Source organism: Chryseobacterium sp. PCH239, from assembly GCF_018924625.1.
GTDB classification, from domain to species: Bacteria; Bacteroidota; Bacteroidia; order Flavobacteriales; family Weeksellaceae; genus Chryseobacterium; species Chryseobacterium cucumeris.
Genome location: NZ_CP073027.1, coordinates 4,373,877 through 4,394,765, shown reverse-complemented (window position 1 = coordinate 4,394,765; position 20,889 = coordinate 4,373,877). Strand labels below are relative to the sequence as shown.

At 36.0% G+C, this 20,889-nt stretch carries 19 protein-coding genes and 1 pseudogene; 6 read left to right on the top strand and 14 right to left on the bottom strand.

The annotated features are described in order from the left end of the window. Positions 1–24 precede the first annotated feature (24 nt). Positions 25–882 (bottom strand): agmatinase, encoded by an 858-nt coding sequence (gene speB, locus KBP46_RS20270; protein WP_123279304.1) that lies wholly within the window; start codon positions 880–882, stop codon positions 25–27. 212 nt (positions 883–1,094) lie between these two features. Here speB and KBP46_RS20265 point away from each other — a divergent pair, with 212 nt between their 5' ends. Continuing rightward, complete coding sequence (locus KBP46_RS20265; RefSeq protein ID WP_120232041.1) at positions 1,095–1,754, top strand: HAD family phosphatase; 660 nt, start codon at positions 1,095–1,097, stop codon at positions 1,752–1,754. A gap of 82 nt (positions 1,755–1,836) precedes the next feature. On the opposite strand, the gene KBP46_RS20260 is transcribed toward KBP46_RS20265, so the two are convergent. The 6 genes from KBP46_RS20260 to KBP46_RS20235 form a co-directional block, all read right to left on the bottom strand. Then, positions 1,837–3,231, bottom strand: a complete 1,395-nt coding sequence (locus KBP46_RS20260) for an arginine decarboxylase (RefSeq protein ID WP_062674083.1) — start codon at positions 3,229–3,231, stop codon at positions 1,837–1,839. A gap of 122 nt (positions 3,232–3,353) precedes the next feature. Then, entirely contained in the window at positions 3,354–4,229 is an 876-nt protein-coding gene (locus KBP46_RS20255) for a tyrosine-protein phosphatase (protein WP_216444013.1), read from the bottom strand. A 179-nt stretch (positions 4,230–4,408) separates the two neighbouring features. Continuing rightward, complete coding sequence (locus KBP46_RS20250) at positions 4,409–5,056, bottom strand: thiamine diphosphokinase (RefSeq protein WP_216445509.1); 648 nt, start codon at positions 5,054–5,056, stop codon at positions 4,409–4,411. Then, entirely contained in the window at positions 5,046–5,615 is a 570-nt protein-coding gene (locus KBP46_RS20245) for a cob(I)yrinic acid a,c-diamide adenosyltransferase (protein WP_041461407.1), read from the bottom strand. The genes KBP46_RS20250 and KBP46_RS20245 overlap by 11 nt, the downstream gene beginning before the upstream one ends. Positions 5,616–5,795: 180 nt before the next feature. Continuing rightward, positions 5,796–8,216, bottom strand: coding sequence for a TonB-dependent siderophore receptor (locus KBP46_RS20240; protein WP_216444012.1), 2,421 nt, complete (start codon positions 8,214–8,216; stop codon positions 5,796–5,798). A gap of 345 nt (positions 8,217–8,561) precedes the next feature. After that, positions 8,562–9,146: a hypothetical protein gene (locus KBP46_RS20235; RefSeq protein WP_216444011.1), complete on the bottom strand. Its 585-nt coding sequence runs from the start codon at positions 9,144–9,146 to the stop codon at positions 8,562–8,564. 169 nt (positions 9,147–9,315) lie between these two features. Here KBP46_RS20235 and KBP46_RS20230 point away from each other — a divergent pair, with 169 nt between their 5' ends. After that, entirely contained in the window at positions 9,316–9,807 is a 492-nt protein-coding gene (locus KBP46_RS20230) for a DinB family protein (RefSeq protein WP_062674075.1), read from the top strand. Positions 9,808–9,967: 160 nt separating this feature from the next. Here KBP46_RS20230 and KBP46_RS20225 read toward each other — a convergent pair whose 3' ends face one another. The 3 genes and pseudogenes from KBP46_RS20225 to lptB form a co-directional block, all read right to left on the bottom strand. Then, positions 9,968–10,921 carry a YafY family protein gene (locus KBP46_RS20225; protein ID WP_062674073.1) on the bottom strand — a complete coding sequence of 318 codons (954 nt, stop codon included), beginning with the start codon at positions 10,919–10,921 and terminating at the stop codon, positions 9,968–9,970. A 62-nt stretch (positions 10,922–10,983) separates the two neighbouring features. Further along, positions 10,984–12,792 carry an ABC transporter ATP-binding protein gene (locus tag KBP46_RS20220; RefSeq protein ID WP_353955296.1) on the bottom strand — a complete coding sequence of 603 codons (1,809 nt, stop codon included), beginning with the start codon at positions 12,790–12,792 and terminating at the stop codon, positions 10,984–10,986. A 422-nt stretch (positions 12,793–13,214) separates the two neighbouring features. Then, positions 13,215–13,940 (bottom strand): annotated as a pseudogene (gene lptB / locus KBP46_RS20215) (LPS export ABC transporter ATP-binding protein); the annotation flags it as partial. A gap of 152 nt (positions 13,941–14,092) precedes the next feature. Here lptB and KBP46_RS20210 point away from each other — a divergent pair. Further along, a complete protein-coding gene (locus tag KBP46_RS20210; protein ID WP_120232045.1) occupies positions 14,093–14,386 on the top strand; it encodes a TM2 domain-containing protein in 294 nt (97 codons plus the stop codon). A gap of 77 nt (positions 14,387–14,463) precedes the next feature. On the opposite strand, the gene hemB is transcribed toward KBP46_RS20210, so the two are convergent. Then, positions 14,464–15,453, bottom strand: a complete 990-nt coding sequence (hemB, locus tag KBP46_RS20205) for a porphobilinogen synthase (protein WP_062674069.1) — start codon at positions 15,451–15,453, stop codon at positions 14,464–14,466. A 118-nt stretch (positions 15,454–15,571) separates the two neighbouring features. Between hemB and KBP46_RS20200 the strand changes: the two genes are divergently transcribed. The 3 genes from KBP46_RS20200 (at position 15,572) to KBP46_RS20190 (ending at position 18,257) form a co-directional block, all read left to right on the top strand. Next, positions 15,572–15,922 carry a T9SS type A sorting domain-containing protein gene (locus KBP46_RS20200; protein WP_034699180.1) on the top strand — a complete coding sequence of 117 codons (351 nt, stop codon included), beginning with the start codon at positions 15,572–15,574 and terminating at the stop codon, positions 15,920–15,922. A 108-nt stretch (positions 15,923–16,030) separates the two neighbouring features. Then, complete coding sequence (locus tag KBP46_RS20195) at positions 16,031–16,942, top strand: ABC transporter ATP-binding protein (protein ID WP_216444010.1); 912 nt, start codon at positions 16,031–16,033, stop codon at positions 16,940–16,942. Positions 16,943–16,946: 4 nt separating this feature from the next. Continuing rightward, a complete protein-coding gene (locus KBP46_RS20190; RefSeq protein WP_216444009.1) occupies positions 16,947–18,257 on the top strand; it encodes an ABC transporter permease in 1,311 nt (436 codons plus the stop codon). Between the two features lie 70 nt (positions 18,258–18,327). Here KBP46_RS20190 and KBP46_RS20185 read toward each other — a convergent pair whose 3' ends face one another. The 3 genes from KBP46_RS20185 to KBP46_RS20175 all read right to left on the bottom strand — a co-directional run bounded on the left by KBP46_RS20185 (position 18,328) and on the right by KBP46_RS20175 (position 20,880). After that, positions 18,328–18,999 (bottom strand): porin family protein, encoded by a 672-nt coding sequence (locus KBP46_RS20185; RefSeq protein WP_216444008.1) that lies wholly within the window; start codon positions 18,997–18,999, stop codon positions 18,328–18,330. Positions 19,000–19,014: 15 nt separating this feature from the next. Next, positions 19,015–19,887, bottom strand: a complete 873-nt coding sequence (gene sucD, locus KBP46_RS20180; protein ID WP_002977143.1) for a succinate--CoA ligase subunit alpha — start codon at positions 19,885–19,887, stop codon at positions 19,015–19,017. A 90-nt stretch (positions 19,888–19,977) separates the two neighbouring features. After that, a complete protein-coding gene (locus tag KBP46_RS20175) occupies positions 19,978–20,880 on the bottom strand; it encodes an LpxD N-terminal domain-containing protein (protein WP_062674061.1) in 903 nt (300 codons plus the stop codon). Between the last annotated feature and the right edge of the window lie 9 nt (positions 20,881–20,889).

The window sequence follows — 20,889 nt, the reverse complement described above, 5'->3', positions numbered from 1 at the left end:
AAAAAATCCGATTCTTGCGGAATATTAGTTGTTGTTATAAATATCGTAGTAAGCAAGCATTTTGTAATATAACTTCGCAGAAAGGAAAGCCGTTGGCTTAGCCATTGGAGAATCCATCAATTCTACAATGTCAAATGCTACTACGTTACATTTTTCAAATACTTTTCTTAATAATTCCAGAGTTGGGTACCATTGTAATCCACCTGGCTCAGGAGTTCCTGTAGATGGAGCAATAGAAGGATCAAAAGCATCTAAATCTATTGTGATATAAACATTTCCTGATACTTTCTCCAATACATCATTGATCCAGTTTTCGTTGTTGGCAATTTCGTGAGCAAAGAATACTCTTCCTTCAGGTAAATATTGCGCTTCTTCAATATCCATAGAACGGATTCCCACCTGTACCAAATTATGCTTCTGATTCGCTTCAAAAACTGCACAAGCATGGTTGGAAGTAGAACCGTGGAACTCAGGACGTAAATCTGTGTGAGCATCCAACTGAAGAACAGTAAGGTTTTCAAACTTCTCTCCTATCGCACGGATAGAACCGATAGAAACAGAGTGCTCTCCTCCAAAAAGAGTAAATAATTTACCATCATTGTTCAAAAGTTCTTTTGTTTTCTGATAAACCGCTTCCGTCATTGCTTCCGGTGAAGAATTTTCAGAAACTTCTCCTGCCAAGTAAACTCCCTGTAAGTAAGGTTCTGTTTGAGTTTCAATATCGTAAAGCTCCATGTTTTCGGAAGCGTTTAAGAATAATTCCGGACCTTTATCAGCTCCTTTCCCCCATGTTGAAGTTCCATCATAAGGAACAGTTACCAACATTACTTTCGAATTCTCTAACGTTGCGTTTTCCTCGGGAATTCCTGCGTATGTTCTCATGCTTTATTTAAAAATTTTAATGTTTTAAAATTGAAATATTGACCACAAAGATACAAAGAGTTTATGAGTTGGAGAGTAAGAGTGTAGGAGAGTTTATGAGGATCAGAATTTACCACTCATAGTATATTATCTTCTACCTAAAACCTATCATCTGTTACCTCTTCCCTTTCCACTCTCGACTCAAATAGCTATTTTTGTATAAAACTCATTATATGCCTTTAAAAGCTGTACTTTTCGATATGGATGGAGTCATTGTAGATACGGAACCATTACATAGAAAAGCTTATTTCAAAACTTTTGACGAACTGGAAATTGTAGTTTCCGAGGAGCTTTACACCTCTTTTACTGGTGCTTCCACCAAAAGAGTCTCTGAGACATTGATTAATGAATTTAATTTAGATCAGACTTATGAAGCCATTGCAGGAATCAAAAGATCTCATTTCAAAGATTATTTTGATAATGATGATGAGTTTGACTTAATTCCGGGAGTAAGAAAACTGATCGAGCATTATCACGAAAATGGAGTCAAGCTGATTCTGGCTTCTTCTGCAACGATGGTAACCATCAATATGGTTTTTGAAAAATTCGGACTGGAGCAATATTTCAGTGGAAAGATTAGCGGCGCCGATTTAAAAGAATCAAAACCTCATCCTGAAGTTTTCTTACTGGCGGCAGAAATGGCCGGAGAACCTGTTGAAAACTGTATGGTGATTGAGGATTCTACCAACGGAATTCTGGCAGCTCACAGAGCAAAAATTTTCTGTGCCGCATACAGAAGTCCACATTCTAAAAATCAGGATTACACGTTAGCAGATACAGTAGTTTCTGATTATGAAGATCTGGAACTGGACAAAATTTCAAAATATTTTTAGATAAAAAAGCTCTCAGAATCTGAGAGCTTTTGTTTTCTATAAGTTTTGGTTAAAGCCAATTGACTTTTCTATGATTGTAAAATTATTTATAACCAAGAAGTTTCAATACATCTTCAGGTTCCTGTTTTTCACGGAAAATTTCGTATTGCAATTCACCGTTTTCATCTTTCTGAATCAGGACGTGTCTTGGCTGAGGCATCAGACAGTGGTGTACTCCACCATATCCTCCGATGGTTTCCTGATACGCTCCAGTGTGGAAAAATCCGATATACAGAGGTTTTGTATCACTGAAGACCGGTAAATAAATTGCGTTGGTATGCTGTTCTGAGTTATAATAATCATCCGAGTCACAAGTCAGTCCTCCAAGGAATACTCTTTCATACGTATCTTCCCAACGGTTAAGCGGAAGCATAATAAAGTGTCTTGAAATTGCCCATGTATCAGGAAGAGTGGTCATGAAAGAAGAGTCAATCATATTCCATTTTTCTCTGTCGTTCTGACGTTTCTGAGAAATAATTTTATAAAGATTTGCTCCACTTTCCCCTACGGTAAAGCTTCCGAACTCAGTATAGATATTAGGTTCTTCCACCCCTTCTTCTTCACAGAATTTTTTGATCTGAGAAACGATTTCTTCTACCATATACTGATAGTCATAATCAAAGTTCAAAGAAGTTTTGATTGGGAAACCACCTCCGATGTTCAATGAATCTACTTCAGGAGCGATTTTCTTCAAACGTGCATATACACGAAGACATTTGTACAATTCATTCCAGTAGTAAGAAGTATCTTTAATCCCGGTATTGATGAAGAAGTGAAGCATTTTCAATCTTGCATTCGGATGTTCTGCGATCTTCTGACTATAGTAAGGAATGATATCTTTATATCCGATTCCTAGTCTTGAGGTATAGAATTCGAACTTCGGTTCTTCCTCTGATGCAATTCTGATTCCGATATTAAAGGTAGAATCGATGCTTTCCGTAAGTTTATCCAATTCTCTGTAATTATCAAGAATCGGAGTAATATTTTCAAAACCGCTGTTGATCATATCTGAAATCTTTGCCAAATAATCATCAGTTTTGAAACCATTACAGATAACTTCAATATTTTTATCTACTTTCTCTTTTTCATAAAGAGACTTTACAATATCCATATCATAAGCAGAAGAAGTTTCTATTGAAATATCATTTTTCAATGCTTCTTCCAATACAAAATTAAAATGACTGGATTTTGTGCAGTAGCAGTAGGTATAATTCTTTCTATATTCGGTTTTTTCAAAAGCTTCTTTAAACCAGCTTTTTGCTTTCTGAATATTTTGAGAAATTCTCGGCAGATAGCTAATCTTTAGCGGAGTGCCAAATTGTTCAACTACGTCCATGAGTGGAACGTCGTGAAACAACAAATTGTTCTCAGAAACATTAAATTCCTCCGTAGGAAAATATAATGTCTGATCAATAAGTTCCGAGTACTTTATTTTCATTTCTAAACAAGTGAATTAAGAAATGCAAAATTGCTAAAAAACTTTCATTTTTAGGTGTTAAAATTATTATAATTTTAAATAAACACCCAATATTGAATCTTGTAGAAATTTATCTCTGATAATCAATACGTAAACTTTTGAATATATTCATTCCTTTTGGCATCTGAAATCCCTAATACCTGCTGAATATAGCCATCTGTAGAACCATACTTTTTATTGATCTCCTCAAAAGCTGCATCAAGATATCTTTTTTCTACCCAACTCAATTTTTCCAGCACCTGTAAATCCATTTTAGGATAGAGGAAATGTAAGGTATTGGCAAGGCGTAATCTTTTTTGAACAAGATTTTTTCTGTAATTATTGGATAAAAGATATTCGTTGTAAATAGTCTCTTTATCAAATTTCAGAATGGTAAGAATTAATGCGGTGGTAATTCCGGTTCTGTCTTTTCCTGCGGTACAGTGGTAAAGAATCGGATCTTTGGACTCCAGAATTTCTGTAATAATCTTTTTTATCGTTTCCGGGTTTTCTGTCACATACTCACGATAGAAATCAATCATTCTTTTATCTGCGTCGGAAGCGTTTACTTTGCCTTTAAGAACGAGCTTCTTGGCCTGAGCCAGTTGATCTCCTTCATCTTCAAACGCTGAATATTTTTTGTAATCCGTTTCTGAAGGTAGCTGATCCGGTTTTTCAGCAATTTCCTTTGAGTTTCTAAGATCAATAATTTCTTTGATCCCGAGTTTTTCAAAATCGTCAAAAGATTTCTTTTTAAGCTTATGAAGATGGGCACTCCGGTAAAATTTTCCTTCTTTTAAAGTTCTTCCATCTGCATTTTTGATATTTCCTACCGTACGGAAATTAATTACTTTCTTGATATGAATTACTTTTTCAGTTTCATTTTTTCCATATTCGGGTGTTTCAAAATGCTGTGTTCTGCATGAGAAAATACAGCATAATGAAATGGTAAAAACTGATATTTTGATTAGTTTATTCAATGGTTTTTAATAAGTTTTGGCTGAAGCCAATGGATTCTTGTATTTTTATTAAACGGGCTGAAGCCCGTTCCTATGGATATGATATTAGTGCCATTTGTGAAAAACATTGGTGTAATTTGTGTTTAATGACAGTCTTTTTTTACAATGGGTAAAGCCCATTTCTATTGATTATAATCACTCTAATAAATTGCCGGATATTCAATCTCCTTGATCCCTACAAAAAACAAGACATCCCCTGATTCATACTCTATAGAAACCTCATCTTCAACAGCGAAATTCCGGGTTCCTATTCTTGAAGTGATGCTTAGACTTTCATTGGTCAAAGGCCAATTGAGACCTTTTGTTGTGATATTATTCACTGATGGAAACGGATAAAGAGAGATCATTCTGTTTTTAACTCCTTTTAGTGTGAAATAATGGGGAATAAAATAATACTCTGAAAATTCATCGTAAAATTTTATTTTTATCTGCTCTTTGAATCCATAGGCAACAGTAAGATTTCCCAGAAAATGATCCTGTTCGCCTCCACTTCCTCCAAAAACATCAACTTCTGAAAAACCTCTTTCCTGAATGATTTCCAACGCTTTATGAAAATCTGTTTTTTCCTGATCTAACGTAAGGATAAATTTCCCTTCATACATATCTTCATCTGATCCGGAATGAGAATCAAAATCACCGGAAATAAAATCCAGCTTATCCAAAGGAAAGCTCATTCTTTTTAAATAATGGAAAGCCCCGTCTGTACAGGCAATCAAACCATAATTTTCCGGATCGGGTAATGATTTTGGAATATCACCGTTGATGAAAAGTAATGCCTTATCTCTCATTCGGATTCCAGTATTCTTCCGGTTCATTGTTCAGTTTTGAAATATATCTGGCCAATACAAAAAGATAATCTGAAAGCCTGTTTAAATATTTAATCAATTCGGGACGCACTTCTTCTGATTCATTCAGAAATACCAGTGAACGTTCTGCTCTTCTGCAGATGGTTCTTGCTGCGTGTAAAAAAGTTGCCGGTTTTCCTCCACCTGGCAGGATAAAATACTGAAGCGGTTCCAGCTTTTCATCAAAAGCATCCATCCATTGTTCCAGCTCTTCAATTTCTGTTTCTGAAATAATAATCGGAAGACGTGATTTCCCGTTGGCAAGCATCAGCTTATCCACAGGGGTTGCAGCCTCTGAACCTACAGTGAATAAATCAAACTGGATTTTCTTCAGCTGTCTCAACACTTCTTCATCTTCGATATGGCTTTTTGCAATTCCGATGAATGAATTCAGCTCATCTATATTTCCATAACTGTCTACTCTTGCACTGGCTTTGGAAACTCTTGTTCCGCCATACAATGCAGTCTGACCTTTATCTCCTGTCTTTGTATAAATTTTCATAGTACTAAAATACCTTTTTTTATACAATGTAAAAAGTAAAATGTAGTAATAACTTCCTGTTCTATCTTAAAAAATAAAACTGACATTAGAAATTAATGTCAGTTAGTATTTGCGTAGATGGCTTTTATATCTTTTGGGGTTACTTTGCCTATATTAAAGCACTAATTATTTATTTATATATTAAAAAGTGTAATTAACATTAAGCTGAAAAGTGGTTCCGTTAAATCCAAACTGGTTGACCTCCCACGGATATTTGAATCTTCCTCCAAGATCTGTCACTACATCTCCTTTGCTGTCTATGACGTCCGGGTAAATATTAAATAAATTATTTACCACTCCGGAAACTTTAAGATCATTCGTGATTTTATAGGTTAAAACGATGTCTGTAACTACTTTACCAGAGAATGTCTGATCTTTGGCAGGATCCGTGGCATGCTGCCATGTAACCGAACCAAAATATGTATTATTAAGGTTAAAATTAAACTTGGTAATGTCATACGAAAGACTCAGAATCGTTTTTGTTTTTGGTCTTGCAGAGATGATTCTGGATTGTTCTTTTCTATCAAAAAAGTTTTCTGAGTAACCATTTTGAGCCAAAATCGGTGGAACGGCAATATTATCTACTATTTTAGTTTCGTTATAATTGAAAGCAGCAATAATTCCCAGTTTTCCTTTGCCAATAGCAGAAGTATAATAATTAGCTACAAAATCTACCCCTTCAGTTACCGTATTCACAGCATTGGTGAAAAACTTCAGAGAGGTTATTTTATTATTGTTTAATATTACTTCTACAGGGTTTGTTAGGTCCGGACTTCCCGGAGCACCGGTTTTGTATCCAATATCTCCAGAGAAAAGTACCCTGTCTTTAATTTTTATTCTATAATAATCTGCTGTAATAGTAAGGTTTTTAAAAGGTTTTACGGCCAATCCTCCTGTAATGTTAAAGGCTTTTTCAGCATTTAATTTAGGTACCCCAAGGTCAGATCTTATAATTTGAGAGTCGTTATTAAAAGTACCCTGATTAGCAACCGTATTCCCTGTAATTTTGGTTTGAACATTAGAATAATAAATCTGGTGTAATGAAGGAGCACGGAATCCAGTAGAAACAGATCCACGGAAAACCAATTTATCATCTAGTAATTTATACCTTGCATTTCCTTTCCATGAAACATTATTTCCGAAATCACTGAAATTTTCATACCTCACCGTTCCTCCAACTAATAAGTTTTTCGTAACATCCCATTCCGCATTCAAATAAGCTCCGATATTCTGACGGTTTTTATTGACTTCATTTTGAGGCTGCAGTCCTGGAAAAGATTCTGCACCACTTCCTATATAAGATGCTTCTTCTCCTGCTTTTGCCTGATAATTTTCATTACGTACTTCAGCTCCGGCTCCTAAAACAAGCGCACCAAAATCCCGGCTGATATCTACGTTTCCTATAATGTTACTGAACTGGTGCCCACCTGCTTTAAAATAAGTTGGTGAATTTGCTCCTAAAGAAGTATTAATGGTATTTGCTACAGCATAATCTACGGCATTAGAACCAAAGGTTGCACTTCCATCAAAACTCCATTTTCCAAACATACCTTTCCATCCGGAAGTTAAATTATAATCATAAACATCTGTTTTAAATTCCGGTTGAAATCCGTTGTAAGGTTGCCCTTTTGGAGTTAATAAACCAAAATCTGAAGTTACCCAATAAGGTGTTCTATACAAAGCAAAACTGGTCCCATTTCTGTAAGTCGTACCCCCAAAAGCATAAAATTTGCCTGTTTCACCTGTTGGCAATTCAAAATTCACAAACATATTGCCCACTTTGGTCTCCGGCTGCCCTATAATCATTCCTAAACCGGGATTGGCCTGGGTCCAGGCATTATCCACGCCAAAAAGTTCATCTTTTGTAACAGAACCTGCGCGGTTTGTTTTATTTTGAGAGGAAAATCCGAATGTAAGATTCAGACTTCCTGTTTTTGCTACTTTGATTCCCGTATTAAAATCTGCTCCGATATTAAAACCGTCTCCCTTTGAAGTAATACCTGAAAAAACATTGACAGTGCTTTTCCCTACACTGTTCTTAAGAATAATATTAATGACCCCTGCAATAGCATCAGATCCGTATTGTGCAGACGCTCCATCCCTCAGGACCTCTACGTTTTGTAAGGCTGCTGAAGGAATACTTTTCAGATCTGTACCTACTTCACCTTTTCCCGGCGTATCGTTTACATAAATTAAAGCACTTTGATTTTTTCTTTTACCATTCACCAAAACCAAGGTTCTGGAAGGTCCTAATCCTCTTAAATCTGCCGGATCAAAGTGAGCTGTCGCATCAGAAACAGTTTGTTGTGATGAATTAAAAGAGGGAACAGCATAGGTTAAAGCTTTGTCAAAAGTAACCTGACCTGTGGATTTTAATTGTACGGCGGAAATATTATCAATAGGAATTGCTGAGGTAATGATGGTTCTGGGCTTTGTTCTACCCGTAGTAACCACCACTTCATCTATTTTATTTTGTTTTATGCTGTCCTGAGCATATCCCATAACACCAGCTCCGCTTAATACTAAGACATAGATTTTTCTATTAAATAAATTTTCCTTCATGTTAATTGTTAATTATTCAATAAAACTAGTGAAAAAATCAACATTAAACACAAAAATAAAAAATTTAATAACAATCTTATTTAATATTTACGAAAACTATGCCATTTCATTAAATCATAAATTAATACACGAAACGTAAATTGATTTATTAATAACATGAAAAAAAATAAATCATTAATGTCACATTTGCATAAAAAAATTAATTAGCTAACATCAGAAATAAACATGATTTTATTCGTTCTGAAACGTAATTTTCAATGGGTTGAGATGGGTTCGCTATAGCTCTCAATGACTGAAAAATGAATGAAAATAAAAAATGGCCGGGAGAAACCGGCCATATCCAAATTATTTATTTACCTCTACGTATTGTATGATGGTCTGATTTTTTGGGTTGTAGATAATAGTACTACTGTTCGGAAATCTTTTCAGTTTATAATACTGAATGTTTTTATCAGATTTAATATCTTCCAGAATACGGGTATCAAAAGTATTGTCAGGAAGAAATTTCGATATAAAACTTATTTTATCAATGATATTCTGGCCATCGATCTTACGGGCAGTTTTATCAGATTTATTTTCATCAGAAGTAGGCTGGCTTTCTAAAAACGGAAGTAAAACTGTAATATCTGCTTTATATTTAAAAATATATCCTTCAGGCCTTCCGGGAATTTTGATTTTCTTTCCTTTTTCTTCAGAAACAATAGATGCTCCAGTACTTGGGAAAACAGTATTAAACTTAACATCCTCAGAGTTGGTTAAAGAATTGATAGATTCATTGACCGTCTTCTTTACGGTTTCTTCCACCACCTGTTGTGTTTTTTGCTGTACAGTTTCAGTTGTTTTCTGAACGGTCTGATCTATTTTTTCCTCTATCTTATTGCATGATACTAATAAAAAAGCAGTAATAACAGGCAAAATATACTTCTTCATAATTCTAATAATGGCGGTTTTTTATTAATATACTTTTCTTCTAACGCAAAAGTAGGGATCAATATTTTAAGAAAAAAAAATATTTTTTTATTATACGAAATCCTACTGACAAACTGTTGTCATAACTCTCTCTTACCTTTGTATCAACAACAAACAAACCAAATACATTATGACAACTACAGCAACAGCTACGAAACAATTCATGACATCTGAACAGCTATTAGAAGATTGGCAAGGACACAGAAATCTTACAAGAAGAGTGATTGAATCTTTTCCTGAAAAAGAGCTATTTGAATTTTCTGTAGGCGGAATGAGACCATTTGCAAAACTGGCAGTAGAACTGATCAGCATTGGCGGGCCTGCTTTAAAAGGAATTGTGGAAGGAAATATGGAAGCTTATAGTGAAGAAGCTTTTAATCCGAAAACCAAGGAAGAAATTTTGAAAAAATGGGATGAAGAAACGGAAGTGATCAACCATTATTTCAATCAGATTTCTGAAGAACGTTTTCAGGAGACTTTCAATTTATTCGGACAATATGAATTTCCGGTATATCAGAACATTCTTTATTTTGTAGATAATGAAGTTCATCACCGTGGACAAGGATACGTTTATCTGAGAGCTTTAGGAATTGAACCCCCTTTCTTCTGGGAGAGATTTTAATGCACTGAGAAGGTAAAATTGCAGAAAGGGTAACCAAAACTTATATCTTTTTTTGCGACACAACAAATTGACTTTTTTGCAGTTCTGCCTTTTCCTTAAACCATTTCATTTATTTGCCTCAATTAAGTCTTTAAACCTCAACAGTCTTGTTGGGGTTTTATTATTGATGTCTTTCAACCATTTTTACAAGCAGTTCATTCAAACGGATGCGAAGACTTTCCGGCTCCAGAACGGTAGCATAATCTGCAAAAGTAATGAGCCAGCGGGGAAATCCATCACTGATCCATTCTGTTTCAAAAGTGAGTTCCATCCCCCGTTCGGTTTCTACTTCTTCTATCAATCCATAGTATTTTTTAGAATTTACCAAATGATTCATGATCTTTTTGTCAACCAGAAGTTTGGCTTTAACTTTATTTCCATTTGACTTTTTACGGTAATCATTTACCTGTCCGTATTCCTGCAGGAAAGGATTCTGTGTTTTTGAGATTTCCAGAATTCTGTCGATACGAAACTGTCTGAAATCTTTCCTCAGGGTACAGTATGCCATGATGTACCAGATATTAAATTCAAAAAACATCCCGACTGTTTCAATGGTTCTGTTATTCACTCTTCCATCTACCGTCTTATATCTGATATTGAGCTGGGTTTTCTCCGCAATACTTTCCAGGATAATAGGAATTACGTTTTTCAGTGAATCTCCGGAATCTGTATGAAAACTGAAAACATCTATTTGCTTTTCAATATTCTTAATCAGATTTTTATCAGAATATTTCAGTACAGAACGTACTTTTTCCATCGCAGCCTGATAATGATTCCCCAGACTTTGATGGGAAAATTTCTGCATCAGCTTTTCAGCGGTAATGAAACTTAACACTTCTTCTTTGGTGAACATAATCGGAGGAAGCTTATAGCCTTCCATTAAAGAATAGCCGTTTCCAGCTTCTCCCACAATAGGAATACCGGCATTTTCCAGGGTTTTTACATCACGGTAAATAGTTCTGATACTTACATCAAACTTTTCAGCCAGATCCTGAGCGCGTACAACAGGTTTCGACTGCAACTGGGTAAGGATAGCTGTTACCCTATCGAGCTTTTTTAAATAGTGATCGTTCATGATGGAACAAAGCTAAAATTCTTTTTTGAGGTATTACTTATAAATGAGAGGGCTTTTTGACTTTAATTTTCTTTAAAAGTATTCACCAGTTTATCGAGATTAAGACTACGGGCAGAGGCATCAAAAATCTCACGGTATGTTCCTTCTTTATTGTACAATTCATCATGAGTTCCATTTTCAACCACTCTGCCTTTTTTCATCACATAAATGGTATCGGAATCCAGAATCTGTGAAAGAGAATGGGAAATAATGATCACCGTTCTTCCTTCTTTAATAGCATCCAGAGAATTTTTGATCTGTTCTGTAGCAATGGCATCCAGACTGGCTGTTGGTTCATCCAGAAAAATAATCGGTGGATTTTTAAGGAACAGTCTGGCAATGGCAATTCTCTGCTGCTGTCCTCCTGAAAGCTGAGTGGCATCATGCTGGTATTTTTCAGGAAGATCCATGATCTGATCGTGCAGATAAGCTTTTTTTGCAGCCTCCTGAATTTTTTCAAAACCGGCATTCATATCGCCGTAACGGATATTATCTTCTATGCTTCCCTGAAAGATATGATTTTTCTGAAGTACTAGCCCCAGATCACTTCTCAGGAAAGTATTTTCATATTCATTAAGGTTGACTCCATCCAAAAGAATCTCCCCGGAATCAGGAAGATAGAATTTACACAAAAGATTGATCACCGTTGATTTTCCTGCACCGCTCAATCCTACCAAAGCTGTCGTCTTTCCGTTTTCAATTTTCATGGAAACATTATGTAAAGCTTTCGTACCATTGGGATAGGTGAAATCCACATTTTTCAATTCAAAAGTTCCTTTGATTTCTTTTTCTACAAAGCTTCCGTTGGATTCTGTTTCATGATCTGCATTTAAAATATCGAAATACCCTTCAGCATAGATCATGGCATCGTTCATATCATCATAAATCCTGTGAAGCTGCCGGATCGGTGCCGAAACATTGTTGAAAAGCATAATATGAAGCATAATTGCTCCAATGGTCATTTGCTGGTCAAGTACAAGATAAACGGTTAAAAGGATAATCAAAACAACGCCGAACTGCTCAATAAAAGTTTTTAAACCATCATAAATAAAATTGGTTCTCCTTGTGATCATCTGGCTTTCCATCAGCTCCATCTGAAGGTCATATTGTTTTTTCCCTTCAAATTTTTCACGGACAAAGCTTTTAATAACCATAATAGAATTGATCAGGTTCAAAAGTCCGGAGGTCTTTTTTTCTCTCTGATTCCTAAGCTGGCGTCTCACTCCGCCCAGTTTTTTGGCCTGCAGGGAGCTGATGTAGAAATAGATCGGAACAATAATCGTAGAAACCAGTCCCACATACACATTCTGCATATACATAATGATCAGGGCAATAATGGCATTGGAAAAAAGAGGAAGGATATCAATAAAAAAGTTCTGAACCAATCTGGTAAGACTTTCTATTCCGCGGTCTATTCTGATCTGTAATTTTCCGGATTCATGGTTTTCATCATTAAAATAAGCGACTCTGTAGGTTAAAATCTTATCAATGGCTGATTGTGCCAGCACGGAGCTCACATTAATCCTGATTTTTTCGCCATAAAATTTCTGGCCGAAGTTGATAAAGATGTTTAACAGTTCTTTTCCCAGTAAAATAATGGAAATAATAATGAGAATATGAATTCCCTCCGACATCGGATGTGGAAGATGTGTAAGTTTAGTCACCTCATCTACGGTATATTTCAAAACAATCGGGTTCACCTGTGCTGCAAGAGCTCCCAGAAAAGTAAGAAACAGTGTTCCGTAAATCATGGGACGATAAGGTCTGATGAATGGAACAAGTTGTTTATAGATTCCGAATAAGGTAACGGTTCTGTTAAAAGGTTTAGCCATAGAAATCATTTTAAATGAAAAACGTACCGCTTTCAAAAGAAAAAGGTACGTTTTATTATCATGTTCAGCAAGTGAATGCTTATATTTTATCCTTCAAATACATAAGTTGTAAGGTAGTGCAGCTCTTTTCTGCTGGCTTCTTTAGACTCTGCTTCTGCCTGTTCCAGAGAATATTGGGAATTGATTTCCTTTTTCTGCAAAACAAATGAGTTGTTGGCATTTTTATCCACTACATCATTAAAAATATGTTCAATTTCAGAATTTGCTAAGGTAGCAAAGCTGACTTCTTCAAAGCCATGTAACAATCTAAGATCATCAAACTGACTGAAATTTTCATTGACAAATCCCTGCAGCTGTGCTTTGGAATCAAAGTTACCTGCCCAGATATTGTAAGCATATTTCTTCTTTTTAGGTTTATCTAAAATACTCTGATAAACGAAGTTTTCACCCAGATAGGCTTCTCTTACCTGCGGATCATTGGCAAGATCTTCCGGAAGTCCTTCTTTCAGGATCTTTCCTTCAAACATAATATAGGTTTTGTTTGTAATCGCCAGGGTTTGCTGCACGTTGTGGTCGGTAATCAGAATTCCGATATTTTTATCCACAAGACTTCTTACGATTTTCTGAATATCTTCTACGGCAATCGGGTCTACCCCTGCGAAAGGCTCATCCAGAAGAATGAAGTTCGGGCTTGTGGCAAGACAGCGTGCAATCTCGGTTCTACGTCTTTCTCCCCCGGAAAGAAGGTCTCCTCTGTTTTTACGAACGTGCTGTAAAGAAAACTCTTCAATCAGTTCATCACATTTGATCTGCTGTTCACGTTTTGAAAGCTTCGTCAGCTGTAATACGCCCATGATATTTTCCTCTACAGATAGTTTTCTAAAAACCGAGGCTTCCTGAGCAAGATACCCGATTCCCTTCTGGGCTCTTCGGTACATAGCATCGGTGGTAATCTCCTGCTTATCCAGAAAAATTTTTCCTGAAGTGGGCTTAACCAACCCTACAATCATATAAAACGATGTGGTTTTCCCTGCTCCATTCGGACCCAGCAAACCAACAATTTCTCCCTGTTGAACCTGTACAGAAACGCCTTTTACAACTTTTTTAGGACCGTATTCCTTGATTAAGTTTTCTCCTCGTAAAATCATAGGGCAAATATATCAAAAATATAAACTTCACTTATAGGTTAATATCAACTTGTTTACGTTAAATGCAAACTTGTTCATTTACAACCCATTGTAACTTTTCACTACTTTAATCTACTTATCGTAAAACATCAATCAATTATAAATAGTAAGAAATGGAAAATTACGGTTATACAAAAACAGAAAATGTACAAAACCAGCAAAGCAATGTTCCCTACCGTTCAGAAAAGAAAATCCCTGCAGCTATATTGGGAATTCTTGTGGGATGGCTGGCTTTAAATAAATTTTATCTTGGATATACAAAGGAGGGAATTATTCAGTTGGTTCTGAATGTCGTTACTTTTGGTGCTGCCTCTGTTATTCCTTTTATCGAAGGTATTTTATATCTTTTTATGAGCGATAAACAATTCGATGATACGTATGTGTATGGGAAAAAAGGATGGTTGTAAAATTATTATTACTTCGTTAGAAATAAAAAGAGACTACCGATTGAGTAGTCTCTTTTTTATCTGAATGAATTTAATCATTATTTATTTAAAAGAATAGCTGCTTCTTTTGCAAAATAAGTAAAGATCATATCTGCTCCTGCTCTTTTAAAACAAGTCAAACTTTCAATGATCGTTTTGTCGTTATCCAGCCAGCCGTTTTGAGCAGCTGCTTTTACCATGGCATATTCTCCACTTACATTGTATACTGCAATCGGAAGATCAATGGCTTCACGTACTTTGGAAACGATATCCAGGTAAGGAAGTCCCGGTTTAATCATAATTACATCTGCTCCTTCATCTATATCTTTAAATACTTCATTCAAGGCTTCGCGTGAGTTGTGGAAATCCATCTGATATGTTTTTTTATCTTTCGGAATTTCCATATCATCTTTCGGAGCACTGTCTAAAGCACTTCTGAAAGGGCCATAGAAAGAACTTGCATATTTCGCAGCATAGCTTACAATTCCTACATCTGTAAATCCGCTTTCTTCCAAAGCTTCACGAATGACCATTACTCTGCCATCCATCATATCACTTGGCGCCACAAGATCGGCTCCTGCTTCTGCGTGAGATACTGACATTCTTGCGAGTGCATCATTGGTAGCGTCATTTACAACTTTTCCATTTTCAATGATCCCGTCGTGTCCATAGATTGAATAAGGATCTAAGGCTACATCCGGCATTACAATCATTCCAGGAACGGCATCTTTAATGGCTTTGATCGTATTCTGCATCAATCCGTCTTTGTTCCAGGCTTCTTTTCCTGTATTGTCTTTCAGATGTTCTGACACTTTCATATACAAATTGACAGCTTTTACCCCCAAAGAAAATAATTCCTTACATTCCTTCACCGTTAAATCTATACTGCGCCTGAAAATTCCCGGCATAGACGGGATTGCCTCCTGCTTGTTTTCGCCCTCCATTACGAAGATCGGCATTACAAAATCATCAGTTGTAAGCACATTTTCTCTTACCAGACTTCTGATAGATTCATTAACTCTAAGTCTTCTATTTCTTGAATGTATCATTTTGGAATACTTTTTGAATAAGTTTCTACAAATTTAATATAAGTTCTGTAAAAAACTATTGTACGAGATTGCAGAATGTATTACATTTGTTATATATATTCGAGAAATTATAAATTTGATGAAAAAACTTTTACTTTTATTTCTATTTGTAGGCACTTTTGTTGGATTTTCCAACAATTTCAAAGCTCAGCTTAGAGAGCCGGGTTCCATCACTCAAAAAGCAGATGATGGTGTATTGCTTGCCTATCCAAATCCTGCAAAGGATTTCCTTATCATTAAGGCAAAAGATTCTTCTTTAAGAATCAAAAGTGTGACTTTTTATTCTATTTTGGGTATGCAGGTTGCTAGTTATACCGTAAATATGAATTCCGGAGAGATTAATATTGAAAAATTAAAGCCCGGAAAATATATGATCCGGTATATTTTAAGTGACAACACACAGAAAGTTACTCAAATCGTGAAACAATAAATTAAAATCCTGATAATCATCAGGATTTTTTCTTTTTACATTAATTCTGTTTTAATATTTCCGTAACTTTCGGGACTTTTTCATACTAATAGTAAAAAGAACAACTTAATGCTAAAAGCTGAACATATTAAAAAGACCTATAATGCAGGAAAAAAGGTCGCCCTGGATGATTTCAGCATCCATGTTCCAAAAGGCAGTATTTATGGCCTTTTAGGTCCTAACGGAGCCGGAAAAACTTCTTTTATCCGTATCATTAACCAAATTACTCAGGCAGATTCTGGAGAAATCCATATCAATGGCCAAAAGCTTAATCCAAGTCATATTAAAGATATTGGCTATATGCCTGAAGAAAGAGGACTGTACAAAAATATGACTGTGGGTGACCAGATTCTCTATTTTGGGGAACTGAAAGGAATGAAAAAAAGTGATGCCTTGAATGAAGCCAAAAAATGGTTTGAAAAGCTGAACATCGACCAATGGTGGAAGAAGAAGCTTTCTGAACTTTCTAAAGGTATGGCACAAAAAATCCAGTTTGTAGTTACTGTTCTTCACAGGCCCCATTTATTGATTCTTGATGAACCTTTTTCAGGTTTCGATCCTGTGAATGCCAATTTAATCAAAGATCAGATCATTGATCTTAAAAATAACGGAACGACCATCATTCTTTCTACCCACAGAATGGAAAGTGTGGAAGAAATGTGTGATTATGTTGCGTTGATCAACAATTCAAAGAAGATTATTGACGGAAGGGTTTTTGACGTAAGGGAAAGATTCAAGAAAAATATTTTTGGGATTACGCTTTCTGAAGTAAGCAATGATCAGTTTGAAAATTTCAGAAACAAATATGAGATCTTCAATTTATCCAATGAAAACAATCTTGTTTCTTTTGACCTGAAAAATGAGGAGAGCCAGAATAATGTTCTTCTTGATCTTGTACTGGTAGGTAAAGTGAGATCATTCGACGAAAGAATACCAAGTATGAATGAAGTGTTTATTAATGCTGTAAGTAACCATTCTTAATTTTATGAATAATATTTTTTTAATTACCAAGAGAGAGTTTCTTACCCAGGTTAAGAAAAAGTCTTTCATCATATTGACGCTGCTTGCCCCTGTTATGATTATTGCTTTCGGAGCAATTGTAGGATTAATGTTTAAAGCGAATGAGTCACATAGTATTATAGAAGTTGTTGATAAGAGCGGATTGTTTACCAATCAGCTTCGATCTAATGATAAATTAAATTACGTTTTTGTTTCTGCGGCTGATGAGAAGTCCAAGATTAACAATCTAAAAGGGAATGAATCTCTCGATGGCATCCTGATTCTTCCACAGCTGAAAAACCAGAATTTTGATGAACTTGAAAAGGAAACCAGACTGATTATCAACAGTAAAATAGGATTTGATACCAAACAACAAATTGTATCTGATATCAGCAATGTTGTTCGAAAAGAAAAAATAAAGCAACTGGGTATTCAGGAAATACAATTAAATAATCTTGATAAAAATTTTACCTTAAAGACCATCAACGTTACGGATAATAATAAAGAGGATTCTGATCTTGCTTTTGGGGTGAAATCCGGATTAAGTATGGTACTGATGTATGTTACTTTTATGTTCATTATTATTTATGGGGTAAGAGTAATGAGAAGTGTTCTTGAAGAGAAAAATAATCGTGTTGTAGAGATCATTATTTCTTCTGTAAAACCTTTTGAACTGATGATGGGTAAAATTCTGGGAGTAACCATGGTTGCACTGACCCAGTTTCTGATCTGGATTACCATGTCTGTTATTGGTGCACTGGTACTCAATACAGGCTTTTCTCCTCTTCAGAAAAATATTCCGGGAGGTAATGAAGAGATTACAAGCAAACTGGATATGGGGCAGCTTGCTACTCAGATTTCACATAGTCTACTGGAGCTGAATTTTCCGTTAATCATCTTTGTATTCATCGTATTTTTCCTTTTAGGATATATCTTCTATAGTTCTATTTATGCAGCCATTGGTTCAGCAGTGGATAACGAAACAGAAACACAGCAATTTACTTTATTTGCTATTTTACCATTAACATTAGGAATGTATGGGAGTTTCACATTGATGAATAATCCGGAAGGTCCTTTAGGTTTCTGGCTATCCATCATCCCGTTTACTTCACCAGTTGCAATGATTGCCAGAATTCCTTTTGGAGTTCCTGCATGGCAGATTGCATTGTCTATTACATTATTGCTGGTAACTACTATTTTTATGATTTTCCTAGCCGGAAAAATCTACCGTGTAGGTATTTTGATGTACGGAAATAAAGCTACATTAAAAGAGCTTTGGAAATGGATAAGAGGGTAAGAAGTAAAAGCCTATCAATAAAAAAATCCCGGAAACTGAGTTTCCGGGATTTTTTATATTCTGAAATATTCTATTTGAATATATAGCTTAAAGTAAGAGCAATTACCTGTTCTGATTTTTTCTTATCAGTACCCTTAGTTTCTTTAGCGAGACCAGGATAGGTATCACTTAGACCTAAGTCGTATTTTAATGCTACTTCAAGTTGTCTTTTGTAGCTATATCCTACTCCCAGTCCAAGTCCCCAGTTAAAGCTCTTCGCCTTACCATTTACGCCTGCCGGCTGGTTAGGATCGGTAACATCCGGGTCATAATAAGGTCTGCTTACAGGAGCATCTTTTACGTTCTGGTTCAGCAAGAAATTAAATCTAGGGCCTATTAATCCAAAGAATTCTGATTCTGCTTCAGAAAAATATCCTTTGAAATAAAGAGGCACACTCAGGTAGTTATTAGCATATACAGCGTCATAACCGCTTACTCCTTTAGCATCTTTATCTTTTCCTGTTTCTCCTGCACCATAGTACAGTACTTCAGGTTGAATAAAGAATTGGTTTGCCTTTCCTACGGGAATCAATGCCAAAGCTCCAGCTTGGAAAGTATATCTTGGGCCTGAAGGGTTGTGGGCGTTAGATACTCTGGAGTAGTTTAAACCTCCTGTTACTCCAAATCTTGTATTTTTCCATTGCACCTGTGCAAAGGAAAAAGCCGAAAGAGTTAAAGCTGAGGCTAATAAAAGTTTTTTCATATGTTGGGTTTTATATTATCCTAGAATCTTAGCTACAGTAGCACCAATATCAGCAGGAGAATCAACAACGTTGATACCGTTTTCTCTCATGATTTCCATTTTAGCCTGAGCTGTATCTTCAGCACCACCTACGATAGCACCTGCGTGTCCCATTGTTCTTCCTTTTGGAGCAGTCTGTCCAGCGATGAAACCTACAACTGGCTTAGTAGATCCACTAGCTTTGTACCATCTTGCAGCTTCAGCTTCAAGACCTCCACCGATTTCACCGATCATTACAACAGCTTCAGTTTCAGGATCGTTGATGAAAAGTTCTAAAGCTTCTCTTGTAGTTGTTCCGATGATTGGATCACCACCGATACCGATTGCAGTAGAGATACCGTAACCTGCTCTTACTACCTGGTCAGCAGCTTCGTAAGTAAGAGTTCCTGATTTTGAAACGATACCTACTTTTCCTTTTTTGAAAACGAAACCTGGCATAATACCAATTTTAGCTTCTTCAGAAGTAATGATTCCAGGGCAGTTTGGTCCGATTAATCTGCAGTCTCTGTCAGCGATGTAAGATTTTACTTTTACCATATCAGCTACAGGAATACCTTCAGTAATACATACAATTACTTTGATTCCTGCTTCAGCAGCTTCCATGATAGCGTCTGCTGCGAATGCCGGTGGTACGAAAATGATACTTACGTTTGCTCCTGCTTTTTCAACAGCATCAGCTACAGTGTTAAATACCGGCTTTCCTAAATGCTCGCTACCTCCTTTTCCTGGAGTAACACCACCTACTACGTTTGTTCCGTATTCAATCATCTGACCAGCGTGGAAAGTTCCTTCGTTCCCTGTAAATCCTTGTACAATTACTTTAGAATCTTTGTTTACTAAAATTGACATTTTATTGTTGTTTTAATTTATTTATTATTTTATTAATGCTCACAAATTTACTCAAATTTCTTTGATTTTGGATAAAACCTTTGGAATTGTTTATTTGAGATTTCTCAGTTTTACTTCTTTTTTAAGATAAGTTTTAAAATCTTCTGCAAACATCCCGATATAGGTTCCTTTTTCAAGATCTCTGTTGACGCCGGTTTTTCCCAAAAGTACAGATCCCGACTCAATTTTGTTACCGGAAGCAATTCCAACCTGTCCCCATAATGTCACCTCATCTCCGATGATACAGCATCCGGCAATTCCTACCTGAGAGGCGATCAGACATTTTTTTCCGATAACGGTATCATGTCCGATCTGAATCTGGTTATCCAAAACGGAACCTTCTCCAATAATGGTAGAGTCTGTAACTCCTCTGTCAATGGTACATCCGTTTCCGATCTCCACATTGTTTTCAATAACAACATTTCCAACAGAGATCAAACGGTCAAAGTTTCCATTTAATTTTCTGTAATAAAACGCATCACCTCCTAAAACGGTGTTGGACTGAATAATTACGTTATCTCCGATTTCCGTACGGTCACCAATGACAACATTAGGAAAGATTAAGGTATTTTTCCCGATTTTCACGTTGTTCCCGATTACTGCCGAAGAATGGATTTTTGTTCCCTCTCCTATTTCAACATCGTGAAGTTCTTCCGTGAAATTATAGATTCTGGTAAAATGGGTATTGATTTTATTAAAGTCTCTGAAAGGATCATCAGAAACCAAAAGTGCTTTACCTTCCGGGCAATCTACTTCTTTATCAATTAAAATAATAGTGGCTGCAGAGTTTAATGCTTTGTCATAATATTTAGGGTGATTCACAAAAACAATGTCACCTGGTTTTACCATGTGAATTTCGTTAGTTCCCAATACTTCAAAATCTTCCGGCCCTACAAATGCTGAGCCTATTAAATCTGCAATCGTTTTAAGCTTTTGCGGAGAATGGAATCTCATAACAATAGA